Origin of the sequence: Agrobacterium sp. El2ro-1b (assembly GCF_048298475.1) — a bacterium.
Lineage (GTDB): Bacteria > Pseudomonadota > Alphaproteobacteria > Rhizobiales > Rhizobiaceae > Agrobacterium > Agrobacterium fabrum.
This window is the reverse complement of the sequence record NZ_CP103458.1, coordinates 293,280-309,887: the sequence shown is the minus strand read 5'-3', so window position 1 is coordinate 309,887 and position 16,608 is coordinate 293,280. Positions and strand designations below refer to the sequence as shown.

At 59.7% G+C, this 16,608-nt stretch carries 11 protein-coding genes; 4 read left to right on the top strand and 7 right to left on the bottom strand.

Going from position 1 to position 16,608, the window contains the following annotated elements; translation table 11 throughout:
* Window positions 1–9: 9 nt before the first annotated feature.
* On the bottom strand, window positions 10–2,448 hold the full coding sequence (locus tag NYR50_RS01475) for a DUF1217 domain-containing protein (protein WP_418136546.1): 2,439 nt from the start codon (window positions 2,446–2,448) through the stop codon (window positions 10–12).
* Window positions 2,449–2,816: 368 nt separating this feature from the next.
* On the opposite strand from NYR50_RS01475, the gene NYR50_RS01470 reads away from it, so the two are divergent.
* Window positions 2,817–3,383 carry a DUF6101 family protein gene (locus tag NYR50_RS01470; RefSeq protein WP_174007473.1) on the top strand — a complete coding sequence of 189 codons (567 nt, stop codon included), beginning with the start codon at window positions 2,817–2,819 and terminating at the stop codon, window positions 3,381–3,383.
* A gap of 76 nt (window positions 3,384–3,459) precedes the next feature.
* On the opposite strand, the gene ubiA is transcribed toward NYR50_RS01470, so the two are convergent.
* From ubiA to NYR50_RS01450, 4 genes are all read right to left on the bottom strand, one after another.
* Complete coding sequence (ubiA, locus tag NYR50_RS01465) at window positions 3,460–4,413, bottom strand: 4-hydroxybenzoate octaprenyltransferase (protein ID WP_418136545.1); 954 nt, start codon at window positions 4,411–4,413, stop codon at window positions 3,460–3,462.
* A gap of 119 nt (window positions 4,414–4,532) precedes the next feature.
* The gene (locus NYR50_RS01460) at window positions 4,533–5,333 is read right to left on the bottom strand and encodes a MipA/OmpV family protein (RefSeq protein ID WP_418136544.1); all 801 of its coding nucleotides are present in this window, start codon (window positions 5,331–5,333) and stop codon (window positions 4,533–4,535) included.
* A gap of 251 nt (window positions 5,334–5,584) precedes the next feature.
* Window positions 5,585–6,841 (bottom strand): class I SAM-dependent methyltransferase, encoded by a 1,257-nt coding sequence (locus NYR50_RS01455; protein WP_418136543.1) that lies wholly within the window; start codon window positions 6,839–6,841, stop codon window positions 5,585–5,587.
* Window positions 6,842–7,009: 168 nt separating this feature from the next.
* Complete coding sequence (locus NYR50_RS01450) at window positions 7,010–9,334, bottom strand: Tex family protein (protein ID WP_418136542.1); 2,325 nt, start codon at window positions 9,332–9,334, stop codon at window positions 7,010–7,012.
* Window positions 9,335–9,535: 201 nt separating this feature from the next.
* Between NYR50_RS01450 and purD the strand changes: the two genes are divergently transcribed.
* The 3 genes from purD (at window position 9,536) to NYR50_RS01435 (ending at window position 13,620) form a co-directional block, all read left to right on the top strand.
* Window positions 9,536–10,807, top strand: coding sequence for a phosphoribosylamine--glycine ligase (purD, locus tag NYR50_RS01445; protein ID WP_418136541.1), 1,272 nt, complete (start codon window positions 9,536–9,538; stop codon window positions 10,805–10,807).
* A gap of 155 nt (window positions 10,808–10,962) precedes the next feature.
* A complete protein-coding gene (locus NYR50_RS01440) occupies window positions 10,963–11,472 on the top strand; it encodes a plant virulence effector HPE1-like domain-containing protein (RefSeq protein WP_418136540.1) in 510 nt (169 codons plus the stop codon).
* A gap of 324 nt (window positions 11,473–11,796) precedes the next feature.
* Entirely contained in the window at window positions 11,797–13,620 is a 1,824-nt protein-coding gene (locus tag NYR50_RS01435) for a methyl-accepting chemotaxis protein (RefSeq protein ID WP_418136539.1), read from the top strand.
* Between the two features lie 51 nt (window positions 13,621–13,671).
* Here NYR50_RS01435 and NYR50_RS01430 read toward each other — a convergent pair whose 3' ends face one another.
* Both NYR50_RS01430 and glyS read right to left on the bottom strand, forming a co-directional pair.
* Entirely contained in the window at window positions 13,672–14,166 is a 495-nt protein-coding gene (locus NYR50_RS01430; RefSeq protein ID WP_418136538.1) for a DUF523 domain-containing protein, read from the bottom strand.
* 233 nt (window positions 14,167–14,399) lie between these two features.
* Complete coding sequence (gene glyS / locus NYR50_RS01425; protein WP_418136537.1) at window positions 14,400–16,553, bottom strand: glycine--tRNA ligase subunit beta; 2,154 nt, start codon at window positions 16,551–16,553, stop codon at window positions 14,400–14,402.
* Between the last annotated feature and the right edge of the window lie 55 nt (window positions 16,554–16,608).

The window sequence follows — 16,608 nt, the reverse complement described above, 5'->3', positions numbered from 1 at the left end:
GTTGTCGGCTTATCGTGCCCTGAGTGTTGCGACCGCCAGCAGCGTGTCGCCGCTGATACCCGCCGAGCCGCTGCCGTTGAACAGTGTCATGATCGGATCGGCGACGTTCTGCTTGTTGTCATACATGATGGTGAAACGGGCAATCAGCTTCTTGACCTTGTCCGGGTCCTGAAAATCCTTGATATCGAAGTACTTCTTCATCATCGCCACCTGCGTATCGACATTGGCATTGCCGAGTTCGTCCGGAATGCCGAAGGTGGTCTTGATGAAGTTCTGGATCGCGGTATCGGCAAGGATCGAATAATAGGACGTCGTCCCGGCCGCCATGCGCTTGAAATAAAGCGCCAGTCGCACACCGGCGTTTTCTTCGCCCGCCTGCGATTCCAGGGTCTGGGTCAGATAATTGTCGAGCGTTTCATAGAGGCCGCGCCGGGTCTGGATCGCACTGCGGTCTTCATGAAGCAGCTTGCCTTCCGTGTCGAAATTGAAGGCGGTGACGAGACGGCGGAAGACCGGGTCCATCTCCTTGTTGACGTAGCTGTTCTTGTCATCAAGGTTCGAGGTGAAGATTTTCTGCAGCTGTTCTTTGGTGACGCTCTTGGGGTCGATACCAAGCGATTCCATCGCAAATTTGGTCAGGCGGTCATTGGCCAGAAATTCACTCAGCGTCTTGATCTTCTGCATCTCGCCTGAGAAATACTTCGCCTCAGTCTGGGCGGCTTCCTTGTCCTTTTCGGTACCGAAAGCCGATTTCTTCTTGATGTAGTCGGCCGACATGGTCTGCAGCTCGATTTCCGACTGCGCCAGAATGGGTGAACCCACCGAACCGTCCTTCGTGAAGTTGAAGAGTTCGGCGAGCTTCACGTATCGGTCGTCCTTCAGCGTATAAACATAGCTCTTTTTATCCTGCAGGTCGCTGGTCAGCACTCTCTGGATATCGGAGATGTTGACCTTGGCGGGATCGAGACCGACGGCTCTCAGCGCATAGGTATAGACGGCGTTGGTTCCGAGGAAATCATTGACGCTCGTGACCTTACCAATGCTGCTCTTGAACAGCGAAAGCGCCTTTGCGTCGGCAGCATCGTCCGCATCGTTATAGTGGGTCATGTAACCGCTGGTGGTCGTCGCGGTCTGGGTCGTCGTCTGGGGCGTCGTGCCGGCCGCAAGCGTTCCATCTGGGAGAAAATTGAATGCGTTTTTCAGGGCGAGGTAACGCTTGTCGTTCTTGCCCATGGTCGCGATGTAATTGTTCGGATCGCTGAGATCGCTGGTGAGGATGTTCTTGATCGTTGCCGGCACGATGGTCAGGTCGTTCAGGTCGAAGGCCGTTCTGACATAATTGAGAAGCCGCGCATCCGACATCAGTTCTTCTACCGTCGTGACGGAACCAATCTTCGATTCGAAGTAATCGCGGTTCAGCGTCGCGACGGTCGGTGTCACACGCGGTGCGCTGCCAATATAGGAGTCCGTGATGGCTTTCAGTTTGTCCGCCGTCTGCGCCCCGCCAGCGGTCACCGTGCCGTCATTCTGGAACTCGAAGGCGTTGGCGATCTGCGCCATCTTGTTATATTGCGTAACGGCATTCGACAGCGTTGTCTGCTCCGCCTTGATCGCCGCGAGCTTCGCGTCCCATTGATCCTTTGGCGGCAGAACGGCTTCGAGCTGGGTCAGCTGGTCCTGGCGGGTCACCTTTTCCGCCTCGAGCTTCGTGCGCTCCTCGGCCGTCAGACTGGTGCCGGCAAGGTCGGTATCAATCGCCGTAATGCGGGCCGTGACCTGCGCGTGCAGTTCGATATTGCCCTTCATCGTCAGCTTTTCGACCGCGTCATTATAGGCCGCGCCGTAGTTCTGGTTGATGTAGCTATTGGGATCGTTGACGTCACTCGTCATCAATCCCTTGATATGGGCGTAGGAATAGGTCTTCTCATCGATGTTGAAGACCTGGAAGATATAGGCGCGCGTCCGATCGTTGCGCAGCAGCTGATCGGCATTCGTCACCGTGCCAATGATCGCCTTGTAATAACGCGTCTCTTCCGCAAGGCTGCCGTTCAAATTGGTGATCGACGTATCATAAAGACCGATCATCTTGTCGAGCTGCGCATCCGTCTGGACGGTCTTCGTCGACGCCGTGAAGTTGAAGGAGGCGGCGAATTCCCGATACCGTTCGTCGGTCAGCTTGTTGGCGAAGCTGTTCTGGTCGTTCAGATCGCTTTCCAGAACCTTTTTCATGAAGGCCTTGGCATAGGTCATCTCGCCGAGACCGAAGGCATCCATGGCATAGGAATAGAGCTGGTAGTTACCGAGGAACTCATCGACGCTTTTCACATTGCCGATGTTTTCCTTGTAATATTTCGTCTGCCGCTCCACGAGCCCCTGCTGCGACACGCGCGAAATGCTTGATTTCATATCGCGGTTGATGAGGTCGTAGCTGAGAAAAGTCGATACCATCCGAATGCCCCCTGGAGCGCCGCGCATCCCCTCGGGACACCAGAAGCTCCGGTTTTTAAATCCACCCCGCGCGCGCCCATCCGGACACACGGCAAGCCTTGGCAGGACTATGCATGACGCGCCTTGCCCGTAGCTTGAAAGAGCACAGTTTTGACCGGGATAAAAATCGCATTGTCTCGATCTGCTTTACCTCAGCGAAACCATGCCACAGTGGGTTTTGCTAACCATTTGGGAATGCAAAGTTTTCTTAACCGCGATTTTTAAGCAGTCTCGAACAGGCGGCGGATATTCTCCTGACATCAGAGGACGAAAAGTCCCAATGAGAAGACCGGAAACCGGCTCTCAGGTAAAACAAGGGTAGAATAAACATGACCAAGACCGTTCTGAAGCCCGACTGGGCCGTCGCCACACTCAGGTTAGACCCGGCACGTTTTCCGCAACAGGTCACCTATGGAAAAGGCGATGGCGCGACTGATGTCGCCGTCACTCTCGATGAACGGGGCGCCGTTCTGAGAAAGGTTCTCACCTCTTCCGGCCTGCCTTTATCCTTCGCTTTGCCAGCCCGCGCCTTCAAGGGTGTCGCCGCCCGCGCCATCGACCATGGCGACGGTCAGGTCACCGTAACGCTGGAACTTCACCATGACGACCCGGATCTCTGCGTTCCGCTGCTCGTCGCCCACGATCTCTGCGATATCGCCGCCGACTGGCGCAGCTGGTCCGAAGCCTACCGCATTCCCATGCTGATGGTGGAAGCCGATGGCGTTGCCCGTCCGCTGGAAGAACATCTCGGCAAGGTGCGCACCCAGAATACCCGCCCGCGCCGTCGCCATTCCTATTTCGCGGATCGCCGCCCGCGTTTCCTCGTTCGCCGCTCCACCGGCTCGCTCGGCATGAGCATGAAGATCGAGGGCAAGGAAATCATCGCCCGCAGCTGATCTTCTTCAGTCCAGAACACAAAAGCCCGGTGCGGATGACGCGACCGGGCTTTTTCGTATTCCCTATTCCCGCAGCTTACGCCAGCAGCAGCGGCAGGATGAGACCGGCAAAAATCAGCACGCCGACACGGTTGTTGGATTTGAACAGCACGAGGCATTGATCAACGTCATCGATATCCAGCACCCAGACCTGCCGGAACAGCATGATGGCGGCAGCAGCAAGGCCGCTATAGGCAATGATGTTAACGCCCGCCGTCCAGAACGACAGGAGAATCATGACAAGGGCTGTGCCATAAAGGAAAACCAGCCAGCGATGTGTGTTTTCTCCAAACAACAAAGCGGTGGAACCGATGCCCACGGCTGTGTCGTCTTCCTTGTCCTGATGGGCGTAGATTGTATCATAACCGATCGTCCAGGCGATGGAGCCGACATAAAGCAGGACAGCCGGCCAGGCGAGAGAACCGAACTGCCCGACCCAGCCCATCAGCGCACCCCAGGAAAATGCGAGCCCGAGGAAAAACTGCGGCCAGTTGGTAAAACGCTTGGCAAAGGGATAGATCGCCACAAAGACCAGCGAGGCTATGCCGGTGACAACAGCGAAACCGTTGAACTGCAAAAGCACGACCAGCCCGGCAAGCGCCTGCAGCACGATGAAGAGCTTGGCCTGTCCGCGGCTCACCCGGCCCGATGGCAACGGCCGGGAGCGGGTGCGCGCCACGGCCATGTCGATCTTGTGGTCGGCGAGATCATTATAGGTACAGCCCGCGCCGCGCATCGCCACCGATCCGATGAAGAACAACACGAGATGCCAGATCAGCGTGGCCCAGGAAAAGCCGCCCGTCGCCACCGCCGCATTGGCCGCGAGGGCTGCGGCCCAGAAACACGGCCACATCAACAATTGCCAGCCAATGGGACGATCCCACCGCGCCAGCTGCGCATAGGGCCAGAGGGGCCTCGGCAAAATCCGATAGACCCAGTTGTTGGATGGCGCGTCGGAAACGCGGTCTGACAAATCGCTGTGGTGAACCATGCGATGGTTCTACAGCATTGGCAAAAAAATCGGAATGGATTTCAGCACCCCGCCCGCATGCAAAAAAGCCCCGCTGCGGCTTCGCAACGGGGCTTCGCATGGCCTTGTCGCCCGTCCCCTCAGGGCAGCGAAAAATTGAACTTGTAGCTCGCCTGAACACCGACGATGAACTGGTTCTTCGAACCGCGTTCGCGCACCAGCGAACTGTCGGCGGCATCGCCCATCAGGCGGCGATATTCCGCAAACGAACCCACTTCCGCGTTTTCGGTGACTTTCCAGGTGATGGCCGCGCCGACGCCGGCGGAATGCAGGCCGCCACCCGGGCTGTAGGGCGATGGTGCGCCGGCCGCCGTCTGGGCGGCGCTGACACCATAATAGCGCTCGTTATATTTGCTGCTGACCCAGGTCGCGCGCGGGCCGACGGACACCTGAATGCCGGGGGCGATATCGGTGAAGACATCGGCGTTGAGATCCGCCACCACACCGCTGTGGCTGCGGATGCCCTGACGGGCTTCACCACGAATGCGCAGCCAGTCGGTCGGATAGACTTCGGCGAAACCGCCCAGCTCGCCGCCGCGCTTGATGCGGGTCATGCCCTTCAGATCGTCGGAATCTTTCTGGTCGCGCGGGGAAACCAGCTTGCCGGCGAGACCCATGCTGATCGGGCCGTTGTCCAGAAGCGAGATCGAGGCGCTGTCGTTGCGCGAGGTGAAACGCGCACCCTGCCCCTGACGGCCGAGCGAAATGATCGGCGAGAAGCCGAATTCATTCTTGTTGTCGCCCTGATATTTCGGCGCAGTGAAACCCGCGCCGCCGAGCTTCAGATACCAGTCGCCGGAAAACCAGCCTTCAGCATGGGCATTACCCACGGCAAAAAGCGACACGACACAGGCGGCGACGGCCGCTGATGGCTTGAACATGAAACAACCCCAGAAACGCAATACAGACAGGTGCCCGTAGAATTAGAGGGATTGTCTTTCCATTCCATTAACCAGCGTGGGGAGAAGCAGAACACCACTGCGAGGCTCGCGACAGGGCGCCAAACCTATCCTCCGTCATGCTCGGGCTTGTCCCGAGCATCTGCGAGGGCCCTATCTTCTGCAACGTGGATAGATCCTCGGGACAGGCCCGAGGATGACGTCGCATGTGCCAAAACGTTCGTCCGCCGTCTTCAGAACGTCACCTTCTCCAGTGGCGGGCGCGTCTTTTCGAACTCCAGCAGCTTTGCCTCGTTCTGCGCGATATAATCGCGATTATGCGGCACGGCATCGCGGTCCTTGGCGAGCTGAATCTGGAAAATATGGAAGTTTTCGTGGGTGAAGGCCATTTCCGAGCCCGCCAGATAAAACTCCCACATGCGGAAGAACCGTTCGTCGTAAAGCGCGACCGCCTCCGCCTTGCGCGCCACGAAACGTTCACGCCAGTGCCGGAGCGTATGCGCATAATGCATCGGCAGGATTTCGATATCCTTCACCAGCAGCCCGGACTTCTGGATCGCCGGCAGCACCTCGGCGAGCGAGGGAATGTAACCACCGGGGAAAATATATTTTTCGATGAAGGGATTGGTCGCCAGCGCCGGGCTGGGCTGGCCGATGGAATGCAGCACCATCACACCCCTGTCGTCCAGCACCTCCGCCACCTTGTCGAAATAATCGCGATAATGCGTCGGCCCGACATGTTCGAACATACCGACGGAGACGATGCGGTCATATTTCTTCGAGGCCGGCAGATAACGGTAATCCTGCAATTCAAAGCGGACATTGCCTGCAAGCCCGCGTTTTGCCGCGCGATCGCGCGAAACGCGCAGCTGTTCTTCGCTGAGCGTGATGCCGGTCACGTCAGCACCGGCGCTTTCGGCGATATACATTGCCATGCCGCCCCAGCCGGAGCCGATTTCCAGAACGCTCTGGCCCGGCTCGGCCATCAGCTTGGCGGCAATGTGCCGCTTTTTCGCAACCTGCGCCTCATAGAGGCTGATATCAGGCGGATTGAAATAGGCGCAGGAATATTGCCAATCTTCATCGAGGAAGAGATCGAACAGCTTGGCGCTCAGATCGTAGTGATGGGCGACATTGCTCTTGTTGTGATTGACCGGCAGACGCATCTTGATGCGGGCGGCGATGATGCGGGCCATGCCACGCCAGACCATGCCGAAGGACAACGCCTCGCTCAGCGTGTTACCCTTCACCAGCGCCAGGAAATCGTAAATGTCGCCTTCCGCGACCTTCGCCCGGCCTTCCATGTACATTTCAGCGAGCTTGAGCGCCGGATCGGCGGCAATCTCCTGCATGGCGGCTTCGTCAGTGAAATTCAGAACCACTTTTTTTCCCGTGCCGTCGCCAAATGTGCGGCTGCCGCCCGGGCTGTTGACGGTGAGATCACCGATCTTGATTATCTTTTCGAGAAGAACATGCAGAGACGACGCCATGGCACCCCCAATTGCTAAGTCTCACTTATCAATTTTGCTGACCGTATTCCTTTCAGCACAAGTTTCAAGATAGTCTTATTTCAAAAAAATTGAACGATTTCATCAAGCAAAAAGCCCCGCCGGCGTGTCCGGCAGGGCCTTTTTGTCAAAAAACAATTCAACCAGAGGTCAGCGTCGCTTCATGGCTTCGGCCAAAGCGGCGGCGAGAGCACCACCGGATTGCGACCCCTCGTTGCGCTCTTTCGGCTTGGCTGTGGCATGGCGCATAGCGCCCGCATTGTTCTTTTCACGCATCGGCTGCGGCGCCGCCTCACCGCCATCCTTGCGCATGGTTAGCCCGATGCGCTTGCGCTTTACATCCACTTCCACGACTCGCACCTTGACCACATCGCCCGCCTTGACGACCTCATGTGGGTCCTTCACGAAACGGTCGGCGAGCTGCGAGACATGCACCAGGCCATCCTGATGCACGCCGATATCCACGAAAGCGCCGAAGGCCGCGACATTGGTGACGGTGCCTTCCAGAAGCATGCCAGGTTTCAGATCGGTGATCTCATCCACACCATCGGCAAAGGTCGCGGTCTTGAAGCTCGGGCGCGGGTCGCGACCGGGTTTTTCCAGTTCGGCTATGATGTCTTTCACGGTCGGCAGGCCGAACTGCTCGTCGATGAAGCGCTTCGGATCAAGCGCTTTCAGCGCCGCGCTGTCCCCCATCAGCGAGCGCAGATCACGGCCGCAGGCGGCGACGATCTTTTTCGCCACGCCATAGGCTTCCGGGTGCACCGAAGAGGAATCCAGCGGTTCCTTGCCGTTCGGGATGCGCAGGAAGCCGGCGCATTGTTCGAAGGTGCGCTGGCCAAGCCGCGGCACTTTCAGCAATTCCTTGCGGCTGGCGAAAGGGCCGGTCTGGTCACGATGGGCAACGATGGCATCGGCAATCGAGCTGCCAAGACCGGAGACCCGAGCCAGAAGCGGCGACGAGGCCGTGTTGAGATCGACGCCGACGGCATTCACCGCATCTTCCACCACGGCATCAAGCGAGCGGCTGAGGCGGCCCTGGTCGACATCGTGCTGATATTGTCCGACGCCGATGGATTTCGGCTCGATCTTCACCAGTTCCGCCAGCGGATCCTGAAGACGCCGGGCGATGGAAACGGCACCGCGCAGCGACACGTCGAGATTGGGGAATTCGGCTGCCGCCCGTTCCGAAGCGGAATAGACCGACGCGCCGGCTTCCGAGACGATGACCTTCGTGGGCTTGGCGCCGGAAGCGGAAGCCGGCAGCTGTGCCAGAAGATCGGCCACCAGCTTTTCGGTTTCACGGCTGCCCGTGCCGTTGCCGATGGCGATGAGTTCGACATTGTGTTTGCGGATCAGCGAGGCGAGTTCGGCCTGCGTGCCGCGAACATCGTTCTTGGGCGGGAAGGGATAAACCGTGCTGGTGTCCAGCAGCTTGCCGGTGCCATCCACGATCGCGACCTTGACGCCGGTGCGGATGCCCGGATCGAGACCCATGGTGGCGCGGGATCCGGCGGGGGCGGCCAGCAGCAGATCCTTCAGATTGCGGGCAAAGACATTGATCGCCTCTTCTTCCGCCCGCTCGCGCAACTCGCGCATCAGGTCGAGCGACAGCGACATGGAAAGCTTCACGCGCCAGGTCCAGCCCGCCACCTCCATCAGCCATTGATCGGCAGGTCCGGTATTGCGGATATCGAAAGCGGCGGCGATGGTGCGCTGCGACGGCTTCACCGGCGCGGGATCATCCGCATCGACATCGATCGTCAGTGTAAGAATTTCTTCGTTCCAGCCGCGCAGCATGGCGAGTGCCCTGTGGCCCGGCACCGTTGCCCAGCGCTCGAAATGGTCGAAATAATCCGAAAACTTCTCGCCCGCCGCCTGTTTGCCATCCACGACCTTGGCGCGGAAGGTGGCGTTCCGGCGCATGTAATCACGCAGGCGGCCGAGAAGATCGGCGTTTTCCGTCATGGTCTCGGCGACGATGTCGCGCGCGCCCTCGAGCGCCGCCTTCACATCGGCCACCTCACCCTTGACATAGGCCTCCGCGAGTTTCGCCGGATCGGCAGCGCGGTTTTCCCAGATAGCTTCGGCGAGCGGGCCGAGACCACGTTCACGGGCGATTTCCGCGCGGGTGCGGCGCTTCGGTTTATAGGGCAGATAGAGGTCTTCCAGCTCCGCCTTGGTGCCCGCCTGCATGATCTTGACCATCAGCTCATCGGACATCTTGCCCTGGCCGGTGATGGAATCGACGATGGAGGCGCGGCGCGCATTCAGTTCGCGCAGATAAACAAGGCGTTCCGCCAGCGTTCGAAGCTGGGTGTCATCGAGACCGCCGGTCACTTCCTTGCGATAGCGGGCGATGAAGGGCACGGTCGCGCCCTCGTCCAGCAAGGCCACCGCCGCCTTTACCTGATCGGGTCGGGCGTTGATTTCGGAGGCGATGAGCGAGGCGAGGCGGGCATTGTCTGCGGTCATGGGGTTCTCTGCTGTGGCGTCTGGAGCGGCGAACATAATGTCTGATTGTGGCGTGACAACAAGAGGTATCCACGATTCCACAGGAAAGGCTGACTTCAAGGGAAAGACAGGCATTTGCGGCGCTTTCTCCTTGACCTTTCGCCCCCCTGCCCTTAACGCCCGTGCCACAAGGTTACTGGCGAATTTGCAGGGGTATTGACCATGAAAGTTCTGTTGATCGGTTCCGGCGGACGCGAACATGCGCTGGCGTGGAAAATCGCCCAGTCTCCCCTCATCGACGCGCTTTATGCCGCACCCGGTAATCCCGGCATCGCCGACCACGCCACACTCGTTTCGCTCGACGTGGAAGATCACGCTGCCGTCATCGCTTTTGCCAAGGAAAAGGCAATCGACTTCGTCGTCATCGGCCCGGAAGCACCGCTGGTCGCGGGTCTGGCGGACGATCTGCGCGCCGCCGGCATCGCCACTTTCGGACCTTCGAAAGCCGCCGCCCAGCTCGAGGGCTCCAAGGGTTTCACCAAGGACCTCTGCGCCCGTTACGATATCCCTACCGGCGCTTACCAGCGTTTCAAATCCGCTGAACCTGCCAAGGACTATGTCCGTGCACAGGGCGCGCCGATCGTCATCAAGGCGGATGGGCTTGCCGCCGGCAAGGGCGTGACCGTGGCCATGACGGAAGCCGAAGCGCTTGCCGCCATCGATGACTGTTTCGACGGCGCGTTTGGTGCAGCCGGCACTGAGGTGGTGGTGGAAGCCTTCCTCGACGGCGAAGAAGCGAGTTTCTTCTGCCTTTCCGATGGCAAGACGGCGCTGGCGCTCGCCACCGCGCAGGATCACAAGCGTGTCGGCGATGGCGATACCGGCCCGAATACCGGCGGCATGGGCGCTTACTCCCCCGCCCCTGTCATGACACCTGATATGGTGGAGCGCACCATGAAGGAGATCATCGAGCCGACGATCTCAGGCATGGCCAAGGATGGGAACCCTTTCTCCGGCGTATTTTTCGCCGGCCTGATGATCACCGCCAAGGGTCCGGAACTGATCGAATACAATGTTCGCTTCGGCGATCCCGAATGCCAGGTGCTGATGATGCGCCTCAAGAGTGACCTTTTGCCGATCCTCTACGCCACGGCCACCGGCACGCTGGACAAGGTGCAGGCGGAATGGCGCGACGATGCAGCGCTGACCGTGGTTCTTGCTTCCAAGGGTTATCCCGGCGCTTATGACAAGTACACGCCGATCGCCCATATTCCCGAGGCCAGCGAAGAAGCCAAGGTATTTCATGCCGGGACTGCGCTGAAGGACGGCAAACTCGTTGCGACCGGCGGCCGTGTGCTCAATGTCACCGCCTTTGGCAGAAACGTGACGGAAGCGCAGGCGCGCGCCTATGCGCTGGCCGACAAGGTTGAATGGGAAAACGGCTTTTGCCGCCGCGATATCGGCTGGCAGGCCATTGCCCGCGAAAAGGCCTGATCCTTAAAGCAGATCGGCTCGGCAGCGACTATTTCGTTCAATTTTTACCAAGTTTGCTGACCCGATGGAAACGAAAGACCGGTAATACTTGCCCCATTATTGCATGGCGCATGATGTCTCGATTGCGAGGCCGCGCCGTCTTTTCGGGGGTTTCGATGCAGCGTCTTTTTCTGACAGCGATTGTCGTGCTGACCAGCGGGTCGGCGATGGCGTCCTCCATCGAATATATCAATGACGTGCAAGTCACCAATGGCAGCTTCGTTCGCCTGAATTGCGCCGGCTGCCAGCCGCTGAAAAACAAACCCGCGGCGCAGGGTTATGCCGTTCCGTCCATCGAGCCGGGCACGCAACACACTGAAATGCACGAGGTCGACGGCAAACGCACGCTGGTGCGCACCGAAGCCTGGCTTGGCGGTGCGCCGGTCACCTTCGTCAGCACCAATCCCGCATGGATGACGGACCCCTCCAGCACCGCCATCGCCACCTATGACGACGCGGCACCCGAAGCACCTCCCGCTGAGACGGCGTCAACGCCGGCCGGCATCGACGTGACGACGACCACGGCGGCCGTCAAGGCAATTTCCAGCGACAATGCATCCAAGCCGGCCAACGCCTCGGTGATCGGCACGCCCCAGTTTCCGGATTTCCAGTTGCGGGGCAACTGATCCGCCAGCGGCGCTTTTGATGACAAACGTCAAATAATCGCGCTTTCGCTGCATTATCCAAGCAATGCCGCAACCATGCGGGGAATATTACTTTCTCCGCCGCTTATTCTGTCAGCCCAACCTGATAAAGCCTTCGCTAATTAAATATTTATTCAAATTTTTGGCCGCTAAGTGGGTCTATAGTGCAATGCAGCACAGAAAAAGGCCATAGCGCGGGCAGTCGCTCCGGCCCTTTCATCGCGCATCATGCGCCTCTCCCCTTTCCGAAACATCGGTACCGCGCGGCGTTTTTACGACGCGCGATCCCAAACCTTGCGAGCGCCCATGAAGAACCTTTCCATTTCCCGTCAACTGATCGTTCTCGTGGTGGCCCTGATGGCCGCCTTCGGCGCGGCGACCTTCTACCAGCTGAAATCCGCCACCGATGCGATCTATGAGGAACGCTACGGCATGCTGCGGACGCAGGTGCAATCGGCGATCTCCATCCTGCAATCCTTCCATGACAAGGAAAAGGCCGGGACGCTTTCGCGCGACGAAGCCATGAAACAGGCTTACGCGACCGTCAGCGCCATGCGCTTCACCCCCGATGGCTATCTCTTCGGTTACGACTACGACGTGACGATGAAATTCCATCCCGATACGAAACGTGTCGGGGAAAACTACAAGGGTAAGCCCGACAGCAAGGGCTTTGCCTATCGTGACGAGCTGGTGCGGCTTGGCCGCAATGGCGGCGGGCAGACGGATTTCTACGGTCCGAAGCCTGGCATGGAAGGCAATGATTACGCCAAGAGCTCCTACGCGCTGGCCTTCGAGCCCTGGCAGGTGGTGGTCGTGACCGGCGTTTACATCGACGATTTGAATGCGCAGGTTCGTGGCGAGGTGATGAAGGCGCTGTCCATCGGTGCCGCCATCTTCGTGCTAGCACTTGCCGCTGCTTTCTACGTCATCCGCGGCATTTCGAAACCGCTTGGCGACATTCACCGTGCACTCGGCGAAGTGGCCAATGAGAACGTTTCGCTCGCCATTCCCCACACCGGCCTGACCAACGAAGTGGGCATGATGGCCAAGGCCACCGCTTCGCTGCAGGACAAGGTCCGCGAGCGCCATGCCATGCAGCGCCGTGAGGAAGAGCAGCAGCAGCAGCTGGATGCCGAGCGCCAGAACAATCTCGACATGCAGCGCGACGAGGCCGCCTTGCAGGCGCGGGTCGTCGCCACCATCGGCGACGCGCTGGAGAAGCTGGCAGGTGGTGATCTGACCGTGCGCTGCGAAGATCTCGGCAACCGTTATGCGGCGCTACGCGACAATTTCAACGAGGCTCTGACGCATCTCGATGCCGCCATGGCCAAGGTGAACACCAAGAGCATCGACATTGGCGGCTCGAAGGACGAAATCCGCAAGGCTTCGAATGAGCTTTCGCAGCGTACCGAACGGCAGGCTGCAAATCTGGAAGAAACCTCCGCAGCTCTCGATGAACTGACGGTTGCGGTGCGCCAGACGGCGGAAGGTGCGGCTGACGCCGCCAAGCGTGTCACCACCGTCAGCTCGGAAGCGACACGCAGCGACCGGGTGGTGGAAGAAGCGATCACGGCGATGAGCGGTATCGAACAATCCTCCGACCAGATTTCCAACATCATCGGCGTGATCGACGTCATCGCCTTCCAGACCAACCTTCTGGCGCTGAATGCCGGTGTGGAAGCAGCCCGTGCGGGCGAAGCGGGCAAGGGATTTGCCGTGGTGGCGCAGGAAGTGCGCGAACTGGCGCAGAAATCCGCCGCCGCCGCCAAGGAGATCAAGGACCAGATCGCCCGCTCTTCCGCCCAGGTGGAAAACGGCGTGCGCCTGGTCGGCGAGGCTGGCGACGCGCTGAAACGCATCTCAGACCAGATCAAATCCGCCAACGAGATCGTCAGCAAGATCGCCCATTCGGCCGCCGAACAGGATACGACGCTGCGTTCGATCTCCACGTCGCTGAACCAACTCGATGTCGCCACCCAGCACAATGCGGCAATGGCGGAAGAGACCACGGCTTCGGCGGAAGCGCTGGCGGTGGATACCGAAGAGCTGCTGAACCTCATCCGCGGCTTCCGGGTCTCCTCCGGCCACCAGCTTCATGGCATGGCGCGCGAGATGCGCATGGCGGGGTGATCCGCTCCGAGGCTATGAACAACGACGCCGGGGGAAACTCCGGCGCTTTTTTCAACGGGTCAGCGCATCGAGCCTATCGATATCGGCCGGAGAAAAGACCGCAATACCGGCTTTTTCGAGCAGCGCCGCCGTCACGCCATTGCCTGCGTGTTTGATGCCGGAGAACGAGCCATCGTAAATCGCAACCGATCCGCAGGACGGACTGCCGTCGATCAGCAGCGCGTGGGTGCAGCCATTGGCCTTGGCGAAGGCCAGTGCCTTTTCCGCACCGGCAATAAATTCCGCCGTAACATCGCCGCCGGTTACTTCCAGCACCCGGGCGCGGCCTTCCAGCACATCGAGACCGGAGGCCCCCTTCTCGATTTCCGCCGGCGGGCGCGGCACGGGCATGCCGCCGGCCATTTCCGGACAGATCGTCACCAGCCTGCCCTCCTTCCGCCAGCGTTCGACTGCCGGGTGGGATAGAGGTTTTCCCTTGCCGTCATAGCGGACGGGCTGGCCGAGGAGGCAGGCGCTGATGAGGATTTTGGGAGGCGTGTGGGTCAATGGGAACTCATCCTGCGGGAGTCGAGACCGTGGCTTACCCCCCTCTGCCCTGCCGGGCATCTCCCCCACAAGGGGGGAGATCGGCAAGCGGGACACTCCCCGCCAAATCCTTAACGTTGAAGATGATCGAACGGTAGCAACGATCCGATCTCCCCCCTTGTGGGGGAGATGTCCGGCAGGACAGAGGGGGGTGAAACCCAGCATTCTGCAATGCCCGTTTACCCCCAAACCCATCACCCCGTGATCTTCGAGAAATCCGCAACCGTGCCGGTCGCCTCGCGAATGGCCTTCAACAGCGCAAGACGATTGGCGCGGATGGCCGCATCTTCGTCATTCACGAGCACATCCTCAAAGAACTTGTCGACGGGCGCGCGCAGCGTCGAAAGCGCCTGCATGGCGAAGCGGAAATCCTCACCCTCGACGGCCTTTGCGGCATCGGCAGAGGCGGTCTTGATCGCGGCGTAAAGCGCCTTTTCGGCGTCGAGCTTCAAGAGCTCTTCCGAGACGCCATCGGCCACCACGGTGCCCTTCTTTTCCTCAGCGGCCAGAAGCTGCGTGGCGCGCTTGGCGCCTGCCAGAAGGTTCCTGCCATCTTCACCGGTAATAAAGGCGGTGAGTGCCTCGACACGGCGGGCGATCATCAGGAGATCATCGGATTCCGGTGTAAGGACGGCGTCGATCAGATCGTAACGGGCACCGAGATCGCGGAGATAGACTTTCAGGCGGTCGTGGAAGAAGGAGAGAAGGTCTGAATCCCGCGCAACGCTCAGTAACGGCAGGCGGACGTTCTTCTCGAGCAGAATACGTACCACACCCAACGCCGCGCGCCGCAGAGCGAAGGGGTCCTTCGAACCGGTCGGCTTCTCATCGATGGCCCAAAAACCGACGAGCGTATCGAGCTTGTCGGCGAGAGCAACCGTGATCGCCACCTTGTCGGCTGGCAGGCGGTCGGAGGGACCCTGCGGCTTGTAGTGGTCTTCAATCGCCGCAGCGACGCTTTCGTTTTCGCCCTGCAGCACCGCATATTTGCGGCCCATCAGGCCCTGAAGCTCGGGGAATTCTCCGACTGCCTCCGTGCGCAGGTCGGCTTTCGCCAGCACCACCGCACGGTCTACCAGCGCTCCATCGGCACCGACGACAGGGGCTAGTGCCTTTGCCAGTTCGCGGATGCGGGCCACACGTTCACCCTGCGTGCCGAGCTTGGCATGGAAGGTAACGTTCAGCGCATCCAGCTTTGCCATGCGCTGGTCGAGCGGCTTTTTCAGATCGAGGTCGAATTTTGCGGCCGAATCTTTGAGTGTTTCCAGATCGGGCAGATCGCCCTGATCGCGGTTCCAGAAATGGCGGGCATCCGAAAGACGGGCGCGCACGACCTTGCCGTTGCCGTGGATGATTTCCTTGCCCCCGTCACTTGCCTCGATGTTCGAGATCAGGATGAAGCGGTTGGAAAGACCCTCTTCCGCACCCTGATTGCGGGTAACGAAACACTTCTGGTTGGTCTTGATGGTCAGCCGGATGATTTCCGCCGGGATTTGCAGATAATCCTCCTCGAAAGTACCCATCAGCACCTGCGGCCATTCGACGAGGCCGGAGACTTCTTCCAGCAGGCCTTCGTCTTCCACCAGCTCAAGACCGTTGGCGAAGGCCAGATCCTTGGCATCGTGCAGGATGATGTCCTTGCGGCGATCGGCATCGAGAATGACCTTCGCCTTTTCGAGGCTCGAGACATAGTCCTCGAAACGGCGCACGGTGATCGGGCCGGGCGCGTGGAACCGGTGACCGTAGGTGACGTTGCCCGCGACGATGCCGTCGATGGCGAAAGGAATGACCTGGGTTTCGTCATGTTCCGGACCGAACAGGCAGACGATGGATTGCAGCGGGCGCACCCAGCGCAGGCTCTCCGAGCCCTTGCCTTCAATGCCAGCATAGCTCGAGCCCTTCGGCATGGAGGCCGGGCCGGAGCGCATGGATTTCGGCCAGGGGAAGGAGCGGATGATGCCGGGCATCACCTCGGCGATGATCTCTTCCGCCGGGCGGCCGGGCTTGTTGATGATGGCGATGTAGAAATCGCCCTTCTTCGGATCGGAAACGACCTGCGCTTCCGAGATATCGTTCAGGCCGGCACCGCGCAGAAAGCCCTCGATGGCCTTTTCATTGGCATCGGTGCGCGGGCCCTTCTTTTCCTCGCGCACATCGGCAGAGCGGGCGTTGAGGCCGCGAATATCCAGCGTCAGGCGGCGCGGCGTCCAATATTCGCGCGCCCCCTCATAGGTCAACCCTCTCTCCACCAGAGCGTCGGTGACGAGTTTCTTCAGATCGCCCGCCGCCTTACGCTGCATGCGGGCAGGGATTTCCTCGGAGCGGAGTTCAAGCAGAAGATCGGGCATGGGATCAGGACTTTATCTGTTGTCGGACGATTGCGGTCGGCTTAGCAAGCAACGC

Excerpts from the sequence above, each read along its gene's own strand:
- purD (WP_418136541.1), top strand. The coding sequence starts at position 9,536 with ATGAAAGTTCTGTTGATCGGTTCCGGCGGACGCGAACATGCGCTGGCG.
- NYR50_RS01450 (WP_418136542.1), bottom strand. The coding sequence starts at position 9,334 with ATGACCGCAGACAATGCCCGCCTCGCCTCGCTCATCGCCTCCGAAATC.
- glyS (WP_418136537.1), bottom strand. The coding sequence starts at position 16,553 with ATGCCCGATCTTCTGCTTGAACTCCGCTCCGAGGAAATCCCTGCCCGC.
- NYR50_RS01475 (WP_418136546.1), bottom strand. The coding sequence starts at position 2,448 with ATGGTATCGACTTTTCTCAGCTACGACCTCATCAACCGCGATATGAAA.
- NYR50_RS01460 (WP_418136544.1), bottom strand. The coding sequence starts at position 5,333 with ATGTTCAAGCCATCAGCGGCCGTCGCCGCCTGTGTCGTGTCGCTTTTT.
- NYR50_RS01435 (WP_418136539.1), top strand. The coding sequence starts at position 11,797 with ATGAAGAACCTTTCCATTTCCCGTCAACTGATCGTTCTCGTGGTGGCC.
- ubiA (WP_418136545.1), bottom strand. The coding sequence starts at position 4,413 with ATGGTTCACCACAGCGATTTGTCAGACCGCGTTTCCGACGCGCCATCC.
- NYR50_RS01455 (WP_418136543.1), bottom strand. The coding sequence starts at position 6,841 with ATGGCGTCGTCTCTGCATGTTCTTCTCGAAAAGATAATCAAGATCGGT.
- NYR50_RS01470 (WP_174007473.1), top strand. The coding sequence starts at position 2,817 with ATGACCAAGACCGTTCTGAAGCCCGACTGGGCCGTCGCCACACTCAGG.
- NYR50_RS01440 (WP_418136540.1), top strand. The coding sequence starts at position 10,963 with ATGCAGCGTCTTTTTCTGACAGCGATTGTCGTGCTGACCAGCGGGTCG.